A 16,352-nucleotide genomic window follows, 5' to 3' on the forward strand; every position below is an offset into this window, starting at 1 on the left:
GCCGCTCGGGCTGGGCCGGACTCCGGCCGGACCCGGTCAGACGCCGGCCGGGGCCGGCTCGTCGGCCGGCCGACGGGGCTCCGACTGCTCGGCCGGCCGCGGCGGGCGCGGGATGAACAGCGCGCAGACCCCGCCGAAGAGGACCACGGCGACACCCACCCAGACCGCCGGGTGCAGGCCGTCCACGAACTCGGCCGGGCTCGCCTCACTGCCGTGCGCCAGGAAGACGCTGCTCAGCACCGCGATGCCGAAGGCGCCGCCGATCTCCCGGACGGTGGTGTTGGCGCCGGAGGCCTTGCCGCGGTGCTCCGGGCCGACCGCGCCGAGCACCACGGCGGCGGTGGGCGCGATGGCGAAGCCCATACCCGCGCCAGCCACCAGCATCGCGCCGACCAGGTGCGAGTACGGGGTGTCGGCGGTGGCCGCCAGGTTGATCCAGGCCAGGCCGCCGGCCTGCAGGAAGAGCCCGAGGGCCATCAGCCGCCCGCCGCCCACCCGGTCGGTGAGCGCCCCCGCGACCGGGGCGATGAACATCGGCATCAGCGTCCAGGCGAGGGTGAGCACACCGGCGTGCAGCGGAGTCCGGTACGGGGCGATCTGGAGGTACTGGGAGAGGAAGAAGATCGAGCCGAAGACGCCGAAGTACATCGTCGCCGAGACGATGTTGGTCAGCGTGAAGGCCCGGATCCGGTAGAAGGAGAGCGGGAGCAGCGGGTGCGTCTGGCGGCGCTCCCAGAGCACGAACGCGACCAGCAGGACACCGCCGGCCACGAAGGCGGCGACGATCCTGGTCGAGGTCCAGCCGTCGGTGCTGCCGTTGACGATGCCCCAGACCACGGCGAGCAGACCGGCCGCGGCCAGCAGCATGCCGATCAGGTCGAGCCCGGCCTTCTCGCCCTTGCTCTCCCGGAGCACCTTGAAGACCAGCGGGATCGCGACCACGCCGACCGGCACGTTGATCCAGAAGATCCACTCCCAGGCCAGGCCGTCCACGACCGCGCCGCCGACCACCGGGCCGAGTGCGATCGCCAGGCCGCTGACCGCGCCCCACAGGCCGAGCGCCAGGCTGCGCATCTTCTCGGGGACGGCCTGCGAGAGCAGGGTCAGCGAGAGCGGCATGACGGCGGCGGCGCCGAAGCCCTGGACCGTACGGGCGGTGATCAGCTCACCGCTGGTGCCGGCCAGGCCACAGGCGATCGAGGAGAGGGTGAAGATCGCGATGCCGATGGCGAAGACCTTCCGGCGGCCGAACCGGTCACCGAGGGCGGCGCCGATCAGCAGCAGGCAGGAGAAGCTCAGCACGTAGGCGTTGACGAACCACTGAAGGTCCTTGGTGTCGGCCTTGAGGTCGACGGCCAGGGTGCGCAGGGCGGTGGAGACGACCAGGTTGTCCAGCGCCACCATGAACATCGGCACGCTGCACGCGACGATCGACAGCCAGAGCGGGACCTTCGGCCCCTGGGCGGCGGGGCTCGGCGAGCCGGCCGCCGTGAGATCGGGCGAAGCCATGACTCTTCTCCTTCGGGAAGCGAGGTGGGCGGACTCGGGGTGCTCGGGGTGCTCAGGCGCTCGGACGCTCGGCGGCTCCGCCGCCGGCGGCCTCGTCGGCGCGCCGCTGCTCGGCCAGCCGCTGCTTGGCGTCGGCCCAGGTGATCGGGAGCTGCTCGGTCGGAACGTCCCAGAAGACGAAGGTGGAGCCGTTCATGGTCGACCGGAGCGAGGTCATCGTGGAGTAGTGCGGCTCGGTCCTCACGTAGGTGTTCAGCGCCTCGCGGGACTCCCAGGCGGAGAGCGTCCAGAAGGTCCGGCGCAGCGGCTGGGCGATGAGCGAGGCGCCCAGGGCGCCGGGGGCCTTGCGGACCTGCTGCCAGACCGCGAGGGACTTGAGGAAGAAGCGCGGCACGTCCTTGAAGGAGCGCACCTGCAGGCGCGAGGCCATCACCAGGGCCTGGGTCTGCGGCCGGGCCGGGTTCGGGGTGGTCCAGGGGAGAGTGGGCATCGAGATCGGCCTTCCTCGTCGGTCGCCGGCCCGGCGCGCAGCGGAGGACGCGCTCGCCCGAGTCGATAGTGGAACCTAGCGCTATCCATTATAGGGAGTGGCACTGCCCAATGGCCAGTGCTGAATCCGGCGGGGCCGGCCCGCTCGGCCGACCCCGCCCGCGCCCCGCCGGGACCGCCTCAGGCCCCGAGCTCCCGGAGCAGCTGCTCCGCCGCCTCCAGCCCGGAGGAGAACGCCGCCTCGTGCGACCCGATCTGGTCGTGGTGCAGCTGCTTGGAGTGGAAGTAGGAGCCCGCCAGCTTCACCCGGGTCCCGTCGTTCACCCGGTAGATGGTCCTCTGCAGGGTGCGCAGGTCCATGTCGATGACCGGGTGCTCGTAGTACAGCTCCTTGATCACCAGGTCCGCGCGGATCGGACGCGGGTAGTCCAGGGTCACGAAGTAGTCGTGCTCGGACTCGAAGCCGTGCAGCCGGTTCATGTAGTAGACGACGTAGGGGCGGACCGCGCCGTCCACCACGACCTTGCCGTAGTTCCAGTTCTCCCAGCGGGAGCGGTCCTCGGGCATCACCGAGGCGTCGGTGTGCAGGACGACGCTGGAGGGGTTGTAGCGGATCTTCGCCAGCGTCTGCCGCTGCAGCTCGGTCGGGTCGGTGAGCAGCGCCCTGGCCTGGTCGCCGTGGACGGCGAGCACGGCGTGGTCGAAGCGCTCGGTGCCGGCGGCGGTCGTCACCTCGACACCGTCCGCGGCCTCCCGGACCCCGGCGACCCGCTCGCCGAGCCGCAGCTTGGGGTCGATCGCGGCCAGCGCCCGCCGGACGTAGCTGATGGACCCGCCGCCGACGGTCCGCCAGTCCACCCGCGCACCGCCGAGGCCGCCCTCGTCGTGGGCCATGAAGAAGGCGATCACGGTGGTGGCCGGCATCTCCCAGATCAGCTCGGCCGGCACCGACCACACGGCGGTGCAGAGCAGGATGACGTAGCCGTGCCTGAACTCCTGGCTGTAGCCGCCGCGGTCGAGGTACTCGCCGAGCGGCAGGTCGGTGCGCTTGCGCAGGAAGTCCTTGCGGCCCTCCTCGTGGAAGCGGCGGGCCTCGCGCCGGATGGTACGGAACTCCTCCGGGTAGCGGCCGGCCACCTCCTCCTCCGGCAGCGCCATCTCCTCGGTGCCGAACTGGAGGCCGGTGTCCAGGTCGAAGAAGTTGAAGCCGCCCCGGTGCTCCCGGAACGGCACCTCCAGCTCGTCGAAGAACCGGGTGAGGTTGGGGTAGCTGGGCCGGTTGAAGATGACGAACGCGGTGTCGATGCCCAGGGTCCGGCCGGCGTCCTGGACCTCGATGGTGTTGGCATGGCCGCCCGGGCGGTCGTCCTGTTCGAAGACGGTGAGCTCGGCGTGGTGGCGCAGCCGGTACGCGGCGGACAGGCCGGAGACTCCGGCGCCGATGATCGCGACCCGGGGCTTGGCCGGTGCTGACAGCGGTGCAGACATGGGACGTCCTTAGCTGGCTGGGGCGATGGGGGTGTCGGTGCGGGCGCCGGCCTCCAGGACCGGGCCGAGGACGGCGAGGCCGGCCAGCTGCTGGAGCCAGGCGCAGGTCTCCCGGCGGAGTTCCTGCCGGCAGGCGGGGCAGACCTTGAGATCCCGGTCGAGCCGGCTCTCGGGGGTCTCGGCCCGGCAGCCCGGGCAGGGCACCCGGCGGACGGCGGACGGATCGGCGGCGGTGCGTCTCGGCATCTCGCGTGTCCTTCCTTGGCCGGGCTCAGATCTCGGCGAGGCTGAGGTCCCCGCGTTCGGCGAGCTGGAACTGCCAGTGCGAGAAGAGGCGGTTCTCCTGGTGGAGGCGGCGCAGCACCGCCATCACCTCGTCCACCACCCGGCTGTCGGTGACCGTCTCGTGCGGGTGCACCTGCTTGCGCAGCCGCTCCAGTTGGAGCAGCAGCAGGGCGGCGCTGGGCAGCGGGTCGGCCAGGTCCCCGGCAACCGCCCGCAGGTAGGTGTGCAGGCAGGCGGCGACGGCGTGCAGCAGGCAGTACTGCTTGGCCAGGTCGAAGAGTTCGGCGGACTGGCCGTACTCCCGGCCGAGTTCGGCCCGCAGGGCGGTCGAGCGGTCGCGCAGGGCGGTGGCCGCGCCGAGCAGTTCGGCGGCCACGGCGGCGGCCCGGGTCAGCCACTCCCGGTCGTCGCCTTTGGCGGCCTCGGCGTGTTCGCCCAGCGCGCGCAGGGCGGCGGGGGCGGCGAGCAGGGCGTCGTCCCGGCCGCGGCTGAACAGCTCCTGGTCCCAGGGCCGGTAGAGCGGCAGTTCGCGGTCGAGGCCGTACAGCGTGGCGACCCGCTGCTCGGCGGTGGCCTGCGCCTCACCGGCCGGGCCGGTGGCGGCGGCCAGCAGGCCGTCCAGCTGGAGGGCCAGGTTCTTGAGGTTGACCACGGTGTTGCCGTCGGCGAAGTTGGCGACCAGCATGTCGCGGAGCATCTTCTGGTGGATGCCGTAGTGCGGCTCGGCCCGCAGGTAGAAGCGGGCGCCGAGCACGATGTTGAGCCGGGACATGGTGGTCTCCAGCAGCGTCGGCACGAAGTACTTCACCACCGACGACCAGACGCTGGCCTGTTCGGGCACCAGTTGGAGGCTGCGGACGGCCCCCAGGCTGACCGCGTCGGCGATCATCAGGTCGGCGAAGCACTCGGCCAGCTGCCGCCGGGAGTACGGGATGTCGCTGACGGCGCGGCCGAAGATCACCCGGCGCTCGGTGAAGTCCAGCGTGATCCGCAGCGCGGTGTCCACGGCGGAGAGCGCGATCGAGCCGATCAGGGTGCGGGCCACCTGGGAGGTCTGCAGGGCGATCTCCAGGCCGGCCCCCTCCGCGCCGAGCCGGGCCGCGTCGGGGACGAAGACCCCGTCCAGCCGGATCCCGCTCATGTCCAGGGCCCGCAGGCCGTGCAGCCGTTCGTTCGGGAGCTCCTCGACCGCGCCGGCCGGGGTACGGCGCTTCTCCAGCAGGAAGATGGAGTAGCCCGCCGGGCCGCCGCTCGCCCTGGTCCGGGCGAACACGGCCAGACCGTCGGCGACCCGGGCGTTGCCGATCAGCCACTTCTCGCCGGTGAGCAGGTAGCCGCCGGGGACCTTCTCGGCAGCGAGCTCGTTGCTGAGCACGTCGCTGCCGTGGCTGCGCTCGGACAGCCCCCAGGCGTACCGGCTGCCCTGCTTCATGGCGTCGCTCAGGTACTGCTTCTGCTCGTCCGTGCCGGCGATCCAGGCGGGCAGGAAGGCCAGGCTGGTGATGATGAGCGCGGTGGCGGTGGTCGGGTCACGGCGGGCGATCAGCCGGAGCAGGTTGAAGCCGGTCTCCACGTTGCCGGCCAGGCCGCCCTGCGCCTCGGGGATGTTGTACTCGTGCACGCCCCAGCGCTGCAGCAGGTTGACGAAGGCGTACGGGTACTCCTCGCGTTCGTCGTGGTCGAGGATCCGCTCGTACGGCATCCGGCTCGCCGGGTCGTGCGGGTCACCCAGGTACTCCTCCAACTCGGCGGCGAGTCTGGGCAGGTCTGAGCTGTTCACCGGTCCTCCAGTCGCGGAAAGCTCCATCGGTCACACCACCGGCCGGGCGAGGGGTACGGGTGCTGCGGAGAACAGGCGGTGTTCGGTCCGCAGGTCGAGCAGGACGTCGAGGGCGGGCAGCAGGTGTTCGGCGGCAGCGCGGGTGGGCCGCTGGTCGGCGCGGGCCAGCAGGTAGCCGAGGCAGCCGCCGAGCCAGGCGGTGGAGCCGGGCTTCTGCCCGTACAGCGCGAGGTGCCGGCCGGCCCACCACAGCTGAAGGCAGCAGGCCGCCGCGTGCAGCCAGGCGAATCGTTCCGCCAGGTCGACCGGGCCGGTGCCGGTACCGGCCGCCGCGGCCTCCCCGGGCAGCGCCCGGACGGCGGCGAGCAGCCGCTCCGCCAGCTCCGCGACCGCCGGGGCGCCGGCCTCGGCGAGGGCACGGGCGGCCGGCCCCGCGACCGCGGCCAGGGTGCCGGTGGGCAGGTCGCGCCCGCGGGCGTTGAGGTCGAGCCGGGTGGGGTCGTACGGCGGGAGCGGCTCGTCCAGGGCGAAGACGGTCCTGGCCGCCGGTCCGTCCCCGGCGCCGCGGGCGGCGGCCGCGGCGAGCGCGGGCAGTTGTCCGGAGAAGGAGCGCAGATTGGCCAGGGTGCTGGTGTCGACCACCCGGACGAGGGCGGCGTCCCGCTGGAGCTTCTGGAACACCCCGCCGCCCGGGCCCTCGGTGCGCAGCACGGACCGGGTGGCGAGGGTGGCGCCGCAGCGGGCGATCGCGTCCTCGACCGCCTCGGCGACCACGTGCTTGGCCGCGCAGCCCCAGACGCTGAACTGCTCGGGCACCACGTGGATACCCCGGGCGGCGGCCAGCGCGACCGCGTCGGCGACCAGCAGGGCGGCCGAGGCGATCGCCAACTCCCTGCGCTGGTAAGGCGTTTCCAGCAGCGTCGAGCGGCCGACCCGGCGCTCGGCGGCGAAGTCGAGGGTGAGCCGCAGGGCGGTGTCGGCGCAGCCCAGACTGCCGGCGGTGCTCATCAGCCGCACCACCTGCTGGGCCTTGACCGCGACCTCCAGGGCCTCCCCCGGCCGGCCGACCAGGTGCTCGCGGGCGACCGGCAACCGGTCGAACCGCGGGTGCGCGAAGTCGATGCCCCGCATACCCGAGGTGGGCACGGCCTCGCCGCGGTCCAGCCGGCCGGCCGCCGGGGCGAGGTCGAGCAGGACGGCGGTGAACGCCCCCGGCCCGCGCTCACCGGTGCGGGCGACCAGGTACAGCGCCTCGCAGCGCTGCCCGAGGCCGACCATCCACTTCTCACCGCTGAGCCGCCAGCCCTCGCCCTCCGGCTCCAGCCCGGCGGTGTTGGCGAGCAGGTCGCTGCCGTGCTCCTGCTCGGACAGTGCGAAGCCCACCGACCCGCCGCGGCGCAGGAGTTCGGCGACCCACCGCTGCTGCTCGGGCGAGCCGTGCAGCCGTACGCAGGTGGCGGCGGTGATCGAGAACATGGTGGCGGGCATGACGTTGAGGTCCCGGCGGGCCGCCGCGCGGACCAGCAGCAGGCTGCGGTCGAAGGACTCGAAGCCGCCACCCCACTCGGCCGGCAGGTGGTCCAGGTGGAACCCGGCCTCCCGCAGGACCCCGGCGAGTTCGTCGGGGAACTCGTCCCGCTCGTCCCGGCGGACCGCCGCCGCGAAGCCGTACGGGCCGAGCGGGTCGCCGGGGTCGCCCAGCAGGAGTTCCAGTTCCGCCGCCTTCCGGCCGAGCCGCCCGATCACAGGGCACCGCCGAGGGCGGCCACCGGCGACTCCAGCGGCACCGGACGGTAGTCGGCGACGGCGGCCGGCAGCTGCACACCGGCCGTCCGCAGCGCGGCCACCCGGGTGTGGAAGGCGGCGCCGCGCATCAGGTGGTGGGCGACGTCGGCGACCCTGCGGTTGCCCGGGGCCTTGAGATAGCTGGCCGTGACCCAGTCGTTGAAGCTGCCCATCGCCGGGCCGCACCAGATCTGGTAGTCCAGGGTGCGGTCGGGGTCGCCGACCGTGGCCCAGCGCGAGGACATCCCCAGGTACCAGCGGAAGACCAGCGCCATCCGCCGCTTCGGGCTGTCCTGCGCGCGGGCCAGCTGCTCGGGGTCGCGGCGGCGGAAGTAGCCGACGCACTCCTGCCAGACGTCCTCCAGCGGCCGCCGGAAGACCTGCGCCTCCAGCCGGGCCCGCTCGCCCTCGGGCAGTGCCTCCAGGCCGTCGTGGGCCTGGTAGAGCTCGTAGAGCTTCTTGGCCCGCATCGGGAACAGCGTGCCCTTCTTGAGCACCTGGAGCTCCACGCCCAGCTCGAACATGTCGGCCGCCGGGGCCATCTCGCAGTCGGCGATGCCCGCCTCGGCCAGCAGCGCCTTGGTCGCCTTCGAAGCGCCGGACTCGACGCAGGACTGGTTGACCGAGCCGGTCACCACGTAGGCCGCACCCATCGCGAAGGCCGCGGCCACCGCGATCGGGGTGCCCAGGCCGCCGGCCGCGCCGACCCGGATCGGCGCGGGGTAGCGGTGCTCGCGCTGCACGCTGTCGCGCAGCCGCAGGATGCTGGGCAGCAGCGCGGGCAGCGGGCGGCGGTCGGTGTGGCCGCCCGAGTCCGCCTCCACGGTGATGTCGTCGGCCATCGGCACGTACTTGGCCAGGTCGGCCTGCAGCGGGCTGATCAGCCCCTGGGTCAGCAGCGCGCTGACGGTGGCCGCGGGGGCCGGGCGCATGAAGCGCTCGGCGGTCTCGGTCCGGGAGATCTTGGCGATCACCCGGTGCTCGGCGACCACCTGACCGTCCGGGCCCTGCCGCAGACCGGCCAGCCGGTAGCGGACGATGTGCGGGCTGAGCGCCATGAAGGCGGAGGCCTCCACACAGCGCACGCCGTGCCGCAGGAACAGCTCGACGGCCTCCCGCTCCAGCCGCTCCTCGCTGGGGCTGTGGATCAGGTTCACCGCGTACGGCAGGCCGGGGATCTCGGCGGCGAACCGGGCCAGCGCCTTCTCGATGCTCTCGGGCAGCAGGCCGGCCGCGCCGAAGGAGGCCAGGAAGCCCTCCCGGGCGAGGGCGACGACCAGGTCGGCGGAGGCGATCCCGCCGGCCATCGCCCCGGCCAGGTACGGCTGGCGCACCCCGTGCGCGGCGAGGAAGGCCGCCGAGCCGAGCCGGTGCGGGGGCAGCGGGGCCACCGCGGCCAGCAGCGGCAGGCCGCCGGGCGCCCCGGCGGGAGCGGGCCGGCCGGTGGCGGCGGCGCCGATGCCGCGCGGGGTGCGGACCACGAAACAGGGCCGTTCGAGGTCGGCCAGGACGTGGTAGACCCCGGCCGGGTCGGTACTCGGGTACTGCTCCCCCTGCCAGAGCAGCGGTGTCTGCGGGTGGTTCATGTCGGTTCGGTCTCCTCAGGCAGGGGTGGTCAGGCGGTGGCCGGGAGGACCTCGATCGCGACACCGGTGAGCTCGTAGATGCGCAGGCCCGGCTTCCACAGGTCGGCGTCCGCGATCACCACCACCCGGCCGCCCTCGCGGCGGATCTCCCGGACGTGCACGTCGAAGCGCAGCTCCCGGTCGTGGCGCAGGATCTGGCCGCGGTACTTCCAGCCCATCTCGACGCCGGTGGCGAGCCCGAAGCGCGGCCGTTCGATGCCCTCGGCCAGGCCCTGCTCCAGCACGAACAGCCGCAGCGCCTGCAGCACCGCCTCGACGCCGAGCGATCCGGGCATCACCGGGTCGCGGTGGAAGTGGCAGTCGAAGTACCACTCGTCGGGGCTGACCTCGCGGTGGCCGTGCAGATAGCCGAGCCCGTGCCGGCCGCCGTCGGCGATCAGGTCCACCCGGTCGACCAGGTGGAAGTGGTCGCCGGGCAGGTGCAGCAGGCCGCCGGACGGGTCGGTGAAGGCGGGTGCGTCGTCGGTGAGCTCGATCCGCCGGACCCGCGCCGCGGCCGGCTGTTCCCGCTCGATCCAGGGCGCCACGTACTTCCCGGCGTCCAGGCCGGCCTGGTTGGCCAGCGCGGCCTCGCTGAAGTACCCGAAGAGCGACTCGCCGGTGTAGAACACCTCGCCGTCGGCGGAGAGTTCGTAGCTGAAGTTCTGCAGCACGGCGCCCTGCACGGCGCTGGTCATCAGCAGTTTGGAGTGGTGGCGGACGGTCTTCCCGCGCAGGTCGACGTCCTTGACCAGGGTGGCCCGGCCGTCCAGGTTGCGGATCGAGTACTCGGTCTGCGGCTGCTTCAGGGTCGCGCCGAGGTAGTAGCCGAGCAGGATGGCGGCCTGCAGCGAGGTCTCCATGTGGACGCAGTTCGGCATGTGCGGGTGGGAGTTCTGCGCGTAGTACCAGGCGTCGGCCGGGGAGTCGTACTCGGTGACCATCTCCGAGCCCGGGCCGAGCTCGCCGCGGGTGCCGGTGAGGGACATGATCCGGTCGACGAACTGGAAGTCACCGTTGGGGATGTAGGGCGCGCGGCTGTCGCGGTAGACGTCGAACTCCGGGCCCATGGCGGTGCCCAGGTCGCCCTTGGCGGCGTGCGCCAGGTGCAGCTCGTTGATCATCGCCGGCTCGCCGGAGCGGTTGCGGCGGCCCAGGAAGGCCGGTACGCCGCCGAGTTCGGGCCGGTAGGGGGTGCCCTCCTTCTCGCGGATCTGGATCCCGAAGTTGCGCATCCGGATCACCGGCTTGTCGCCCAGGTACACCAGGATGTCGGCGACCACCGACGGGCGCGGGAGCATGGTCAGCTCCATCACCTCGATCTCGTACCGGATCTCCCGGTGCGCCGGGGTGATCTGGCCGCGCACCTGGACCTCGGTCTGCAGGCCGACGATGGTCTGGAAGCGGGCGTCCGGCAGCACCAGGTGCATGCCCTGGTGCAGCAGGTACGCCTGCAGCGCCTGGACCGCGCCCTCGGCGACCATCGAGCCGGCCAGCACCGGGTCGTCCGGGAAGTGGCACTCGAAGTACCAGGCGTCGGGCTGGAGCCGTTTGTGCGCGGTGAGGGCGCCGAGGCCGCGCGGGCCGCCGGTGCGGTCGATCCGCAGCTCGTCGATCATCCGCAGCCGGGCGTCCGGCAGCCGCAGGGCGGGGTTGAGGCCGGCGTCCTGGGCGTGCTCGGGGCCGAAGACCTCACCGGGGCGGCCCTGGGCGAGCAGTTCCAGGTCGGCGGCGGTGAGGTGGTTCCGGTCCGTCCGGGCGAGCGGCTTGAACCAGCCCTTGGTCAGCGCGGCCCGGGCGGCCCGCTCCTTCTCGGTGATCACCACGCCGAGCGGGGTGTCCAGCTCGGCCTGGGTGAAGAAGCCGGCCGAGGCGTCCTTCAGCTCGAGGATCAACTCGCCGTCGGCGTAGCAGAGATAGCTGAAGAAGAAGAGCGTGGTGTCGCCCTGGGTGACGAACCGGTTGATCGAGATGTCGTACCGCAGGGTCTGCCCGGCCCTGGGCAGGTCGCCGTGGAAGACCAGGGTGGAGTCCAGCAGCCGGTAGACCCGCTCGCCCTTGTTGCGGAAGTCGATGCCGAGGTAGCTGATCAGCAGCAGATCGCACTGCCCCGCCTCGATCGCGACCGCCGGCGGCACCCCGTCGTCGACGGTGTACCAGGCGTCCGCCGGCACGTCGTACTCGGTGCGGATGAAGGAGGGCCGGTAGACACCGGTCTCCGCCTTCAGCTCCGTCACCCGGGTGACGAAGTGGTACGGCGGCGCGGGCAGCCGCACCCGCTTGCCGTAGCCGTCGATCTCGGCGAAGGCCGGACCGAAGACGGCGGCCAGCGAGCCGGTGGCGAACTCCAGCAGGTCGGCCTCGTCCCAGATCACGCCGGGGGGCCTGGCCGGCTCGGGCACCGGCACGGGAGCGGGGGCGACCGCCGGGACGGGGGCCGGGGGCAGCTCCGCTCTCGGGGTGAAGGCGATCGGCTCGGGAGCCGGGGCGGGCGGCAGGGCCGACGGCGCGGCCGGCCCGGCGGCCAGCAGGGCCTCCGTCCTGGCCAGGGTGGACTCCTGCAGCACGCGCTGGGTCTCCATCACCACCGAGTGGGTGGCCACCATCTGCCGGCGCAGCTCCCGCACCAGGTCCCGGGCGGGGTCGCCGTCGGCGGACGGCGGGGCCGGCGGGGCGGCCCGGTCGGACTGGGCGGTGCGCGCCGCGGCCCGGGGCCCGGACGGCTGCGCGGACGGCCCGGGGGCCGGCCCGGGGGCCGGTACGGGGGCCGGGTCGTCGGCCCAGGGCAGGAAGGCGATCGGCTCACCGTCGAAGGTGATGACCTCGGGGTCGGCAAGGCTCGGGTCGGCTGGCATCTGGTCCTCCGGCGGAACGGGACCGGCTGGTCCGGAAGGGCCGGCCGCGACGGGGCCGACCGGGAGCGGGCGGGGAGTGCCGGGGCCGGCGGGCCCGGCCCCGAGGGCGGCCAGCACCGGCGCCGCGAACGCGGGCGGCGCGCTCGCGGGCAGCTCGGCGGCCTGCGAGGCGGCCGGCGGAGCGGTCGGCGGGGCGGCCTGCGGGGTGGCCCGCGCCTCGGCGGCCTCGGCCAGCAGCGCGGCCGTTCCGGCGGCGATCCGCGCCGGGACGGACGGACCGCCGCCGACCGGGAAGGCGGCCCGGCCGGGCCGGGCCGCCGCGGCCGGCACCGGCCCGAGCAGCCCGACCAGGTCCAGCGGCACCCCGTGCGCGATCAGCCGGGCGGCCAGCTGGGCGACCGACCGGGCGGCCGGGACGCCCCGGCGGTCGACCGAGGCCGCGACGTGCGGCGCCTCGCCGAGCGTCTCGCGCACCCAGCGGGTGCAGGTGGCGCCCGGGCCGACCTCGACGAAGTAGCGGAACCCGCGGTCGTACGCCGTGCGGACCAGCCGCGGGAAGTCGATCGTGGAGCGCAGCGTGTGGGCGATCCGGTCGGCGATCCGCTGCTGGTCGAAGTCCTCGACCGGCCCGTAGTCGTAGGCGGTGAGCAGGTCGAGGCCGCCGGTGGAGCCGGTGGGGTGGCTGTTCAGCTCGGCCAGGGCGGCCACCTCGCCATCCACCACCGGGCAGTGCATGACGCCGGTGACCGGGGAGCGCGCCGCCGGGCAGCCGAGCTCCGCGATCAGTCGGCGGCACTGGGCCGGGTCGCCGGCCACCACCACCTCGCCGGGGGTGTTGACGTGGGTGAGGAACACCCGGTCGTAGGCCGCGAGGGCGGCCCGGACCGTCTCGGGGTCGCAGAGCAGCACATGGCCGGCCCACACCTCGGCGTCGGGTGTGCCCGCCGGCAGGCCCCACAGCTCGCGGACGGTGTCGCGCGGGCCGTTGAGCCGGTGCTTGAACAGCGGGGTGGCGCTGATCCGGTCGTCCCGGCGGGCGGACCGCTGCCAGCCGCCGGTGGCGAAGAGCATGCTGCTCTCGCCCAGGCTGTAGCCGAACGCGCCGTGCACCGGCACGCCCAGCAGGTCGCGCACCAGGTCGGTGTTGAGGATGGCGAAGGTCGTGCCGGTGGCGAGCATGAACGGCAGGTCGTCGGCGAGTTCGGCCTCCAGGGCCATCAACTCCCGCCGGCCGGGCGCGACCTGGGTGCGCGGGTGGAGCCGCGCCGTCCGGAAGGTCCGGTCCGGTTCGGCCACCTCCGCCTCGAACCGTTCCAGCAGACCGGGGAAGGCCCGGAACAGGTCCCGGCCCAGGCCCGGGTAGGAGTTGACGGCGCCCGGGTAGACCAGGGCGACCTTGCCCTCGGGGCCGATCGGATGCGGGGTGAAGCAGCTGCCCGCCGGGGTCGCCCAGTCCTCGCCGCGCTCCTGGGCGGCGGGCAGGTCCCGGGCGGCGAGCTCCAGTTGGCGGGCCAGCTCGTCCGTGTCCCGGCCGACCAGGACGACCCTGGGGGTGCCGGCGGTCAGCCGTTCGGCGGCCTCCCGGGCCAGCCGGTACGGGTCGGCTCCGTCGGCCAGCAGCGTGCGGTGCCGGGTGACCTCGGCCACCAGTGCGGCCGGGTCGGGTGCGCCGAGGGCCAGCAGGACGGGGCCGCCGGCCCGCTGCCAGTCGCGTTCCTCGATCCGGCCCCGGGTGCGGTCGGCGGAGAGCACCAGCTGCCCGTGCGCCCCGCCGCCGCCGATGAAGGAGACGGCCGCGTACCGCCGCCCGTCGCGTTCGGCGCGCAGCCAGGGGCGGGAGGAGTCCGGCAGGTAGCAGCCGGTGGCGGCCAGTCGGGCGGCCCGGGACCCGGCCGGACGCTGCCAGCCGGGCACGCCGGGCAGGTAGCCGTGGTGCAGGCCGAAGACCGCGCGCAGCAGACCGGCCATGGCCGCCGCGCCCTGGGCGTCGCCGAGTTGGGCCTTGGCGCTGCCGAGTGCGGGGCCGGGGGTGCCGGCCGGGTGGATCCGGGCCAGCGCGGCCAGTTCGGCCTCGTCCTGTGCCTCGGTGCCGCCCGCGTGCAGTTCCAGGTAGCCGAGTTCGGTGGCCTGGATGCCCGCCTCGGCGAGCGCCTGCGCGGCGGCCCCGGCCAGCGCGTCCGCGTCGGCCTCGGGCAGCTCGCCGTCGACCGGGACGGCGTGCCGGACGGCGACCGCGTCCAACCGGGCGTACGCCGGGCGCGCGCCCTCACCGGGCCGGGTGAGCACCACCGCACCGGCGCCCTCCCCGATCCGCCAGCCCTGGCTGCCCTCGCCGTAGGTCAGCCCGGGCCCGGAGACCGGCGGGCCGTCACCGCCCTCGACCCGCAGCAGCAGGCTCTCGGGCGAGCCGGCGAGGTCGACCGCCCCGACCAGGACGGCTTCGACGGTGTCGTCCAGCAGCAGCAGCCGGGCCAGCTCCAGGGCCTGGGCGGTGCCGGCGGCCTCGGCGGAGATGGTGAACGAGGGGCCGGTGAGGTTCCACAGCGAGGAGATCCGGCTGGCCATGATGTTGCCGATGTAGCTGAGCACCTCGTTGGCGACGATCGGCTCGTGCACGCCCTCGCGGGCCAGTGCGGTGAGCCGCTGCCGCTGCGCGTCGGTCAGCTCCAGCCCGGCGGAGTCGAACAGCTCGCGCAGGTGGCCGCCGAGCCGGTGGCGGGCCAGGTGGAGGTGGGCGCTGGGCTCGATCTCCATCGCGACCACCACGGCGACCCGCCGGGGTGCCGGGCCGCCCCGCCCCGGTCCGTCCGGTCCTGGTCCGTCCGGTCCGGGTGCGGCCGAGCGGCTGAAGCCGGCGTCGGCGAGCGCCTCGTCGGCGACCTTGGACATCAGCGCGTGCTGGAGGTTGTAGTTGCGCAGGTCGGCGGGCGGGATCCGGTGGTCGACCGGGTCGAGACCGACGGTGTCCACGAACGCGCCCTCGGGCAGCGTCTCGCGGGTCAAACCGGCGGCGGCGAGGGCGCCGCCGCTCTGCTCCAGGCCGCGCCAGCGGCGCTCGGGCAGCGGGCCGAAGGCGTCGAGCCCGTCGTGGACGGCGCGTTCGAGGGCGGCGGCGGAGGTGAGCGAGCCGAAGTGCGCGCCGACACCGACCACGTCCAGTGCGGGCGGGGCGGTGGGGGCCGGGTGGTCCGCCGGGGCGGTGCCCGCGTCGGAGAGCACCACGTGCGCGTTGGTTCCGCCGAACCCGAACGCGGAGACGGCGCCGCGGCGCTCCCCCGGCCGGGCCGGCCAGTCCTGTCCGGTGCGGACCAGGGCGCCGGCGACCGGGCCGTCCGGTCCGGTCACCGGCTCGGTGACGCCGATGGTCGGCGGGAGGTGGCCGTGCCGCATGGCCAGCACCACCTTGAGCATGCTGCTGAGGCCGGCCACCGTCAGCAGGTGGCCGATGTTGCCCTTCACCGAGCCGAGCAGCGGCACCTTGCCGGCCGGGCCGAAGAACCCGGCGACCGAGGCCGCCTCGGTGGAGTCCCCGATCGGGGTGCCGGTGGCGTGGCACTCCAGGTAGTCGATCCCGTCCGGCGCCACACCCGCGTCGGCGTAGGCGAGTTGGTACGCCCGGTGCTGGCCGGCCTCGCTCGGGACCAGCAGGTGCCGGCCGGCGCCGTCGTTGGACAGGCCGATGCCGTCGATCACGGCGTGGATCCGGTCGCCGTCGCGCTGCGCGTCGGCGAGCCGCCGGACCGCGAACATGCCGGCGCCCTGGCCGGTGAGGATGCCCGCCGAGCGGCTGTCGAAGGGCTGGCTGAAACCGTTCGCCGGGTAGGCGTGCAGGTCGGAGAAGCTGAGGTGGATCAGGGTCGGGTCCGGGGCGCAGACGCCGCCCGCGAGCACCAGGTCCGCCTGTCCGGCGGCCAGGTGGTCGCAGGCCAGCTTCAGCGCGTAGAGCGCCGAGGAGCAGGCCGCGTCCAGCGCGTACCGGGGACCGCCGAGGCCGAGCGCCGCACCGACGATCCGCGCCGGGGCGCCGCTGACCCGGGCGTCGGCCGGGTCGGCCGCGGCCGTGCCGGACGGGTCGTCGAACCCGGTCAGTCCACCGGCGACCAGCCCGTCGCGGACCGCCTGCTGCACCAGCGGCAGGCTGATCCGGGCCGAACCGGGCGTCGGGAAGGAGTAGTTGCCCAGCACCAGGCCGGTCCGGCCGAGGAGCTCGGTCCGGTCCAGGTGGCCGCTGTCGCGCAGCGCCTCGCGGGCGACGTACAGCGACCAGTGGAACACCCGGTCGAGCCGGGCCAGTCGGTCCGGCGCCAGCCGGTAGCCGGTGGGGTCGAAGGTGAAGTCGCGGACGAAACCGCCCCTGGTGCAGGTGATCGGGTGCTGCGGGTCGAGGTCGCGGGGGTCGGCGGGCGGTCCGAAGACCTCCGGGCCGCCCTCGGTGCGGCTGTCCGCACCCGCGCTGAGGTTCTGCCAGAACTCCTCGGGGGTGGCCGCACCCGGGAAGAGGCAGGAAAGTCCGACGATGGCGTACTTGCTCATGGA

At 74.2% G+C, this 16,352-nt stretch carries 8 protein-coding genes; all 8 read right to left on the bottom strand.

Annotated elements, in window-relative coordinates; genetic code table 11:
- Positions 1 to 36: 36 nt before the first annotated feature.
- The 8 genes from OG871_RS16875 to OG871_RS16910 all read right to left on the bottom strand — a co-directional run bounded on the left by OG871_RS16875 (position 37) and on the right by OG871_RS16910 (position 16,349).
- Positions 37 to 1,509 (bottom strand): MFS transporter, encoded by a 1,473-nt coding sequence (locus tag OG871_RS16875; RefSeq protein ID WP_371497613.1) that lies wholly within the window; start codon positions 1,507 to 1,509, stop codon positions 37 to 39.
- A 52-nt stretch (positions 1,510 to 1,561) separates the two neighbouring features.
- Positions 1,562 to 1,999 (bottom strand): DUF3291 domain-containing protein, encoded by a 438-nt coding sequence (locus OG871_RS16880; protein ID WP_371497614.1) that lies wholly within the window; start codon positions 1,997 to 1,999, stop codon positions 1,562 to 1,564.
- A gap of 179 nt (positions 2,000 to 2,178) precedes the next feature.
- The gene (locus OG871_RS16885; protein ID WP_371497615.1) at positions 2,179 to 3,486 is read right to left on the bottom strand and encodes an NAD(P)/FAD-dependent oxidoreductase; all 1,308 of its coding nucleotides are present in this window, start codon (positions 3,484 to 3,486) and stop codon (positions 2,179 to 2,181) included.
- A gap of 9 nt (positions 3,487 to 3,495) precedes the next feature.
- Positions 3,496 to 3,732, bottom strand: a complete 237-nt coding sequence (locus OG871_RS16890; RefSeq protein ID WP_371497616.1) for a hypothetical protein — start codon at positions 3,730 to 3,732, stop codon at positions 3,496 to 3,498.
- 25 nt (positions 3,733 to 3,757) lie between these two features.
- Positions 3,758 to 5,551 (bottom strand): acyl-CoA dehydrogenase family protein, encoded by a 1,794-nt coding sequence (locus tag OG871_RS16895; protein ID WP_371497617.1) that lies wholly within the window; start codon positions 5,549 to 5,551, stop codon positions 3,758 to 3,760.
- Between the two features lie 30 nt (positions 5,552 to 5,581).
- Positions 5,582 to 7,297, bottom strand: a complete 1,716-nt coding sequence (locus tag OG871_RS16900; protein WP_371497618.1) for an acyl-CoA dehydrogenase family protein — start codon at positions 7,295 to 7,297, stop codon at positions 5,582 to 5,584.
- Positions 7,294 to 8,922 (bottom strand): PfaD family polyunsaturated fatty acid/polyketide biosynthesis protein, encoded by a 1,629-nt coding sequence (locus OG871_RS16905; RefSeq protein ID WP_371497619.1) that lies wholly within the window; start codon positions 8,920 to 8,922, stop codon positions 7,294 to 7,296. The genes OG871_RS16900 and OG871_RS16905 overlap by 4 nt, the downstream gene beginning before the upstream one ends.
- A 29-nt stretch (positions 8,923 to 8,951) precedes the next feature.
- Positions 8,952 to 16,349, bottom strand: a complete 7,398-nt coding sequence (locus OG871_RS16910) for a beta-ketoacyl synthase N-terminal-like domain-containing protein (protein ID WP_371497620.1) — start codon at positions 16,347 to 16,349, stop codon at positions 8,952 to 8,954.
- Between the last annotated feature and the right edge of the window lie 3 nt (positions 16,350 to 16,352).

It is taken from the genome of Kitasatospora sp. NBC_00374 (genome assembly GCF_041434935.1).
Classification (GTDB): Bacteria; Actinomycetota; Actinomycetes; order Streptomycetales; family Streptomycetaceae; genus Kitasatospora.

Excerpts from the sequence above, each read along its gene's own strand:
- OG871_RS16875 (WP_371497613.1), bottom strand. The coding sequence starts at position 1,509 with ATGGCTTCGCCCGATCTCACGGCGGCCGGCTCGCCGAGCCCCGCCGCC.
- OG871_RS16880 (WP_371497614.1), bottom strand. The coding sequence starts at position 1,999 with ATGCCCACTCTCCCCTGGACCACCCCGAACCCGGCCCGGCCGCAGACC.
- OG871_RS16885 (WP_371497615.1), bottom strand. The coding sequence starts at position 3,486 with ATGTCTGCACCGCTGTCAGCACCGGCCAAGCCCCGGGTCGCGATCATC.
- OG871_RS16890 (WP_371497616.1), bottom strand. The coding sequence starts at position 3,732 with ATGCCGAGACGCACCGCCGCCGATCCGTCCGCCGTCCGCCGGGTGCCC.
- OG871_RS16905 (WP_371497619.1), bottom strand. The coding sequence starts at position 8,922 with ATGAACCACCCGCAGACACCGCTGCTCTGGCAGGGGGAGCAGTACCCG.
- OG871_RS16910 (WP_371497620.1), bottom strand. The coding sequence starts at position 16,349 with ATGAGCAAGTACGCCATCGTCGGACTTTCCTGCCTCTTCCCGGGTGCG.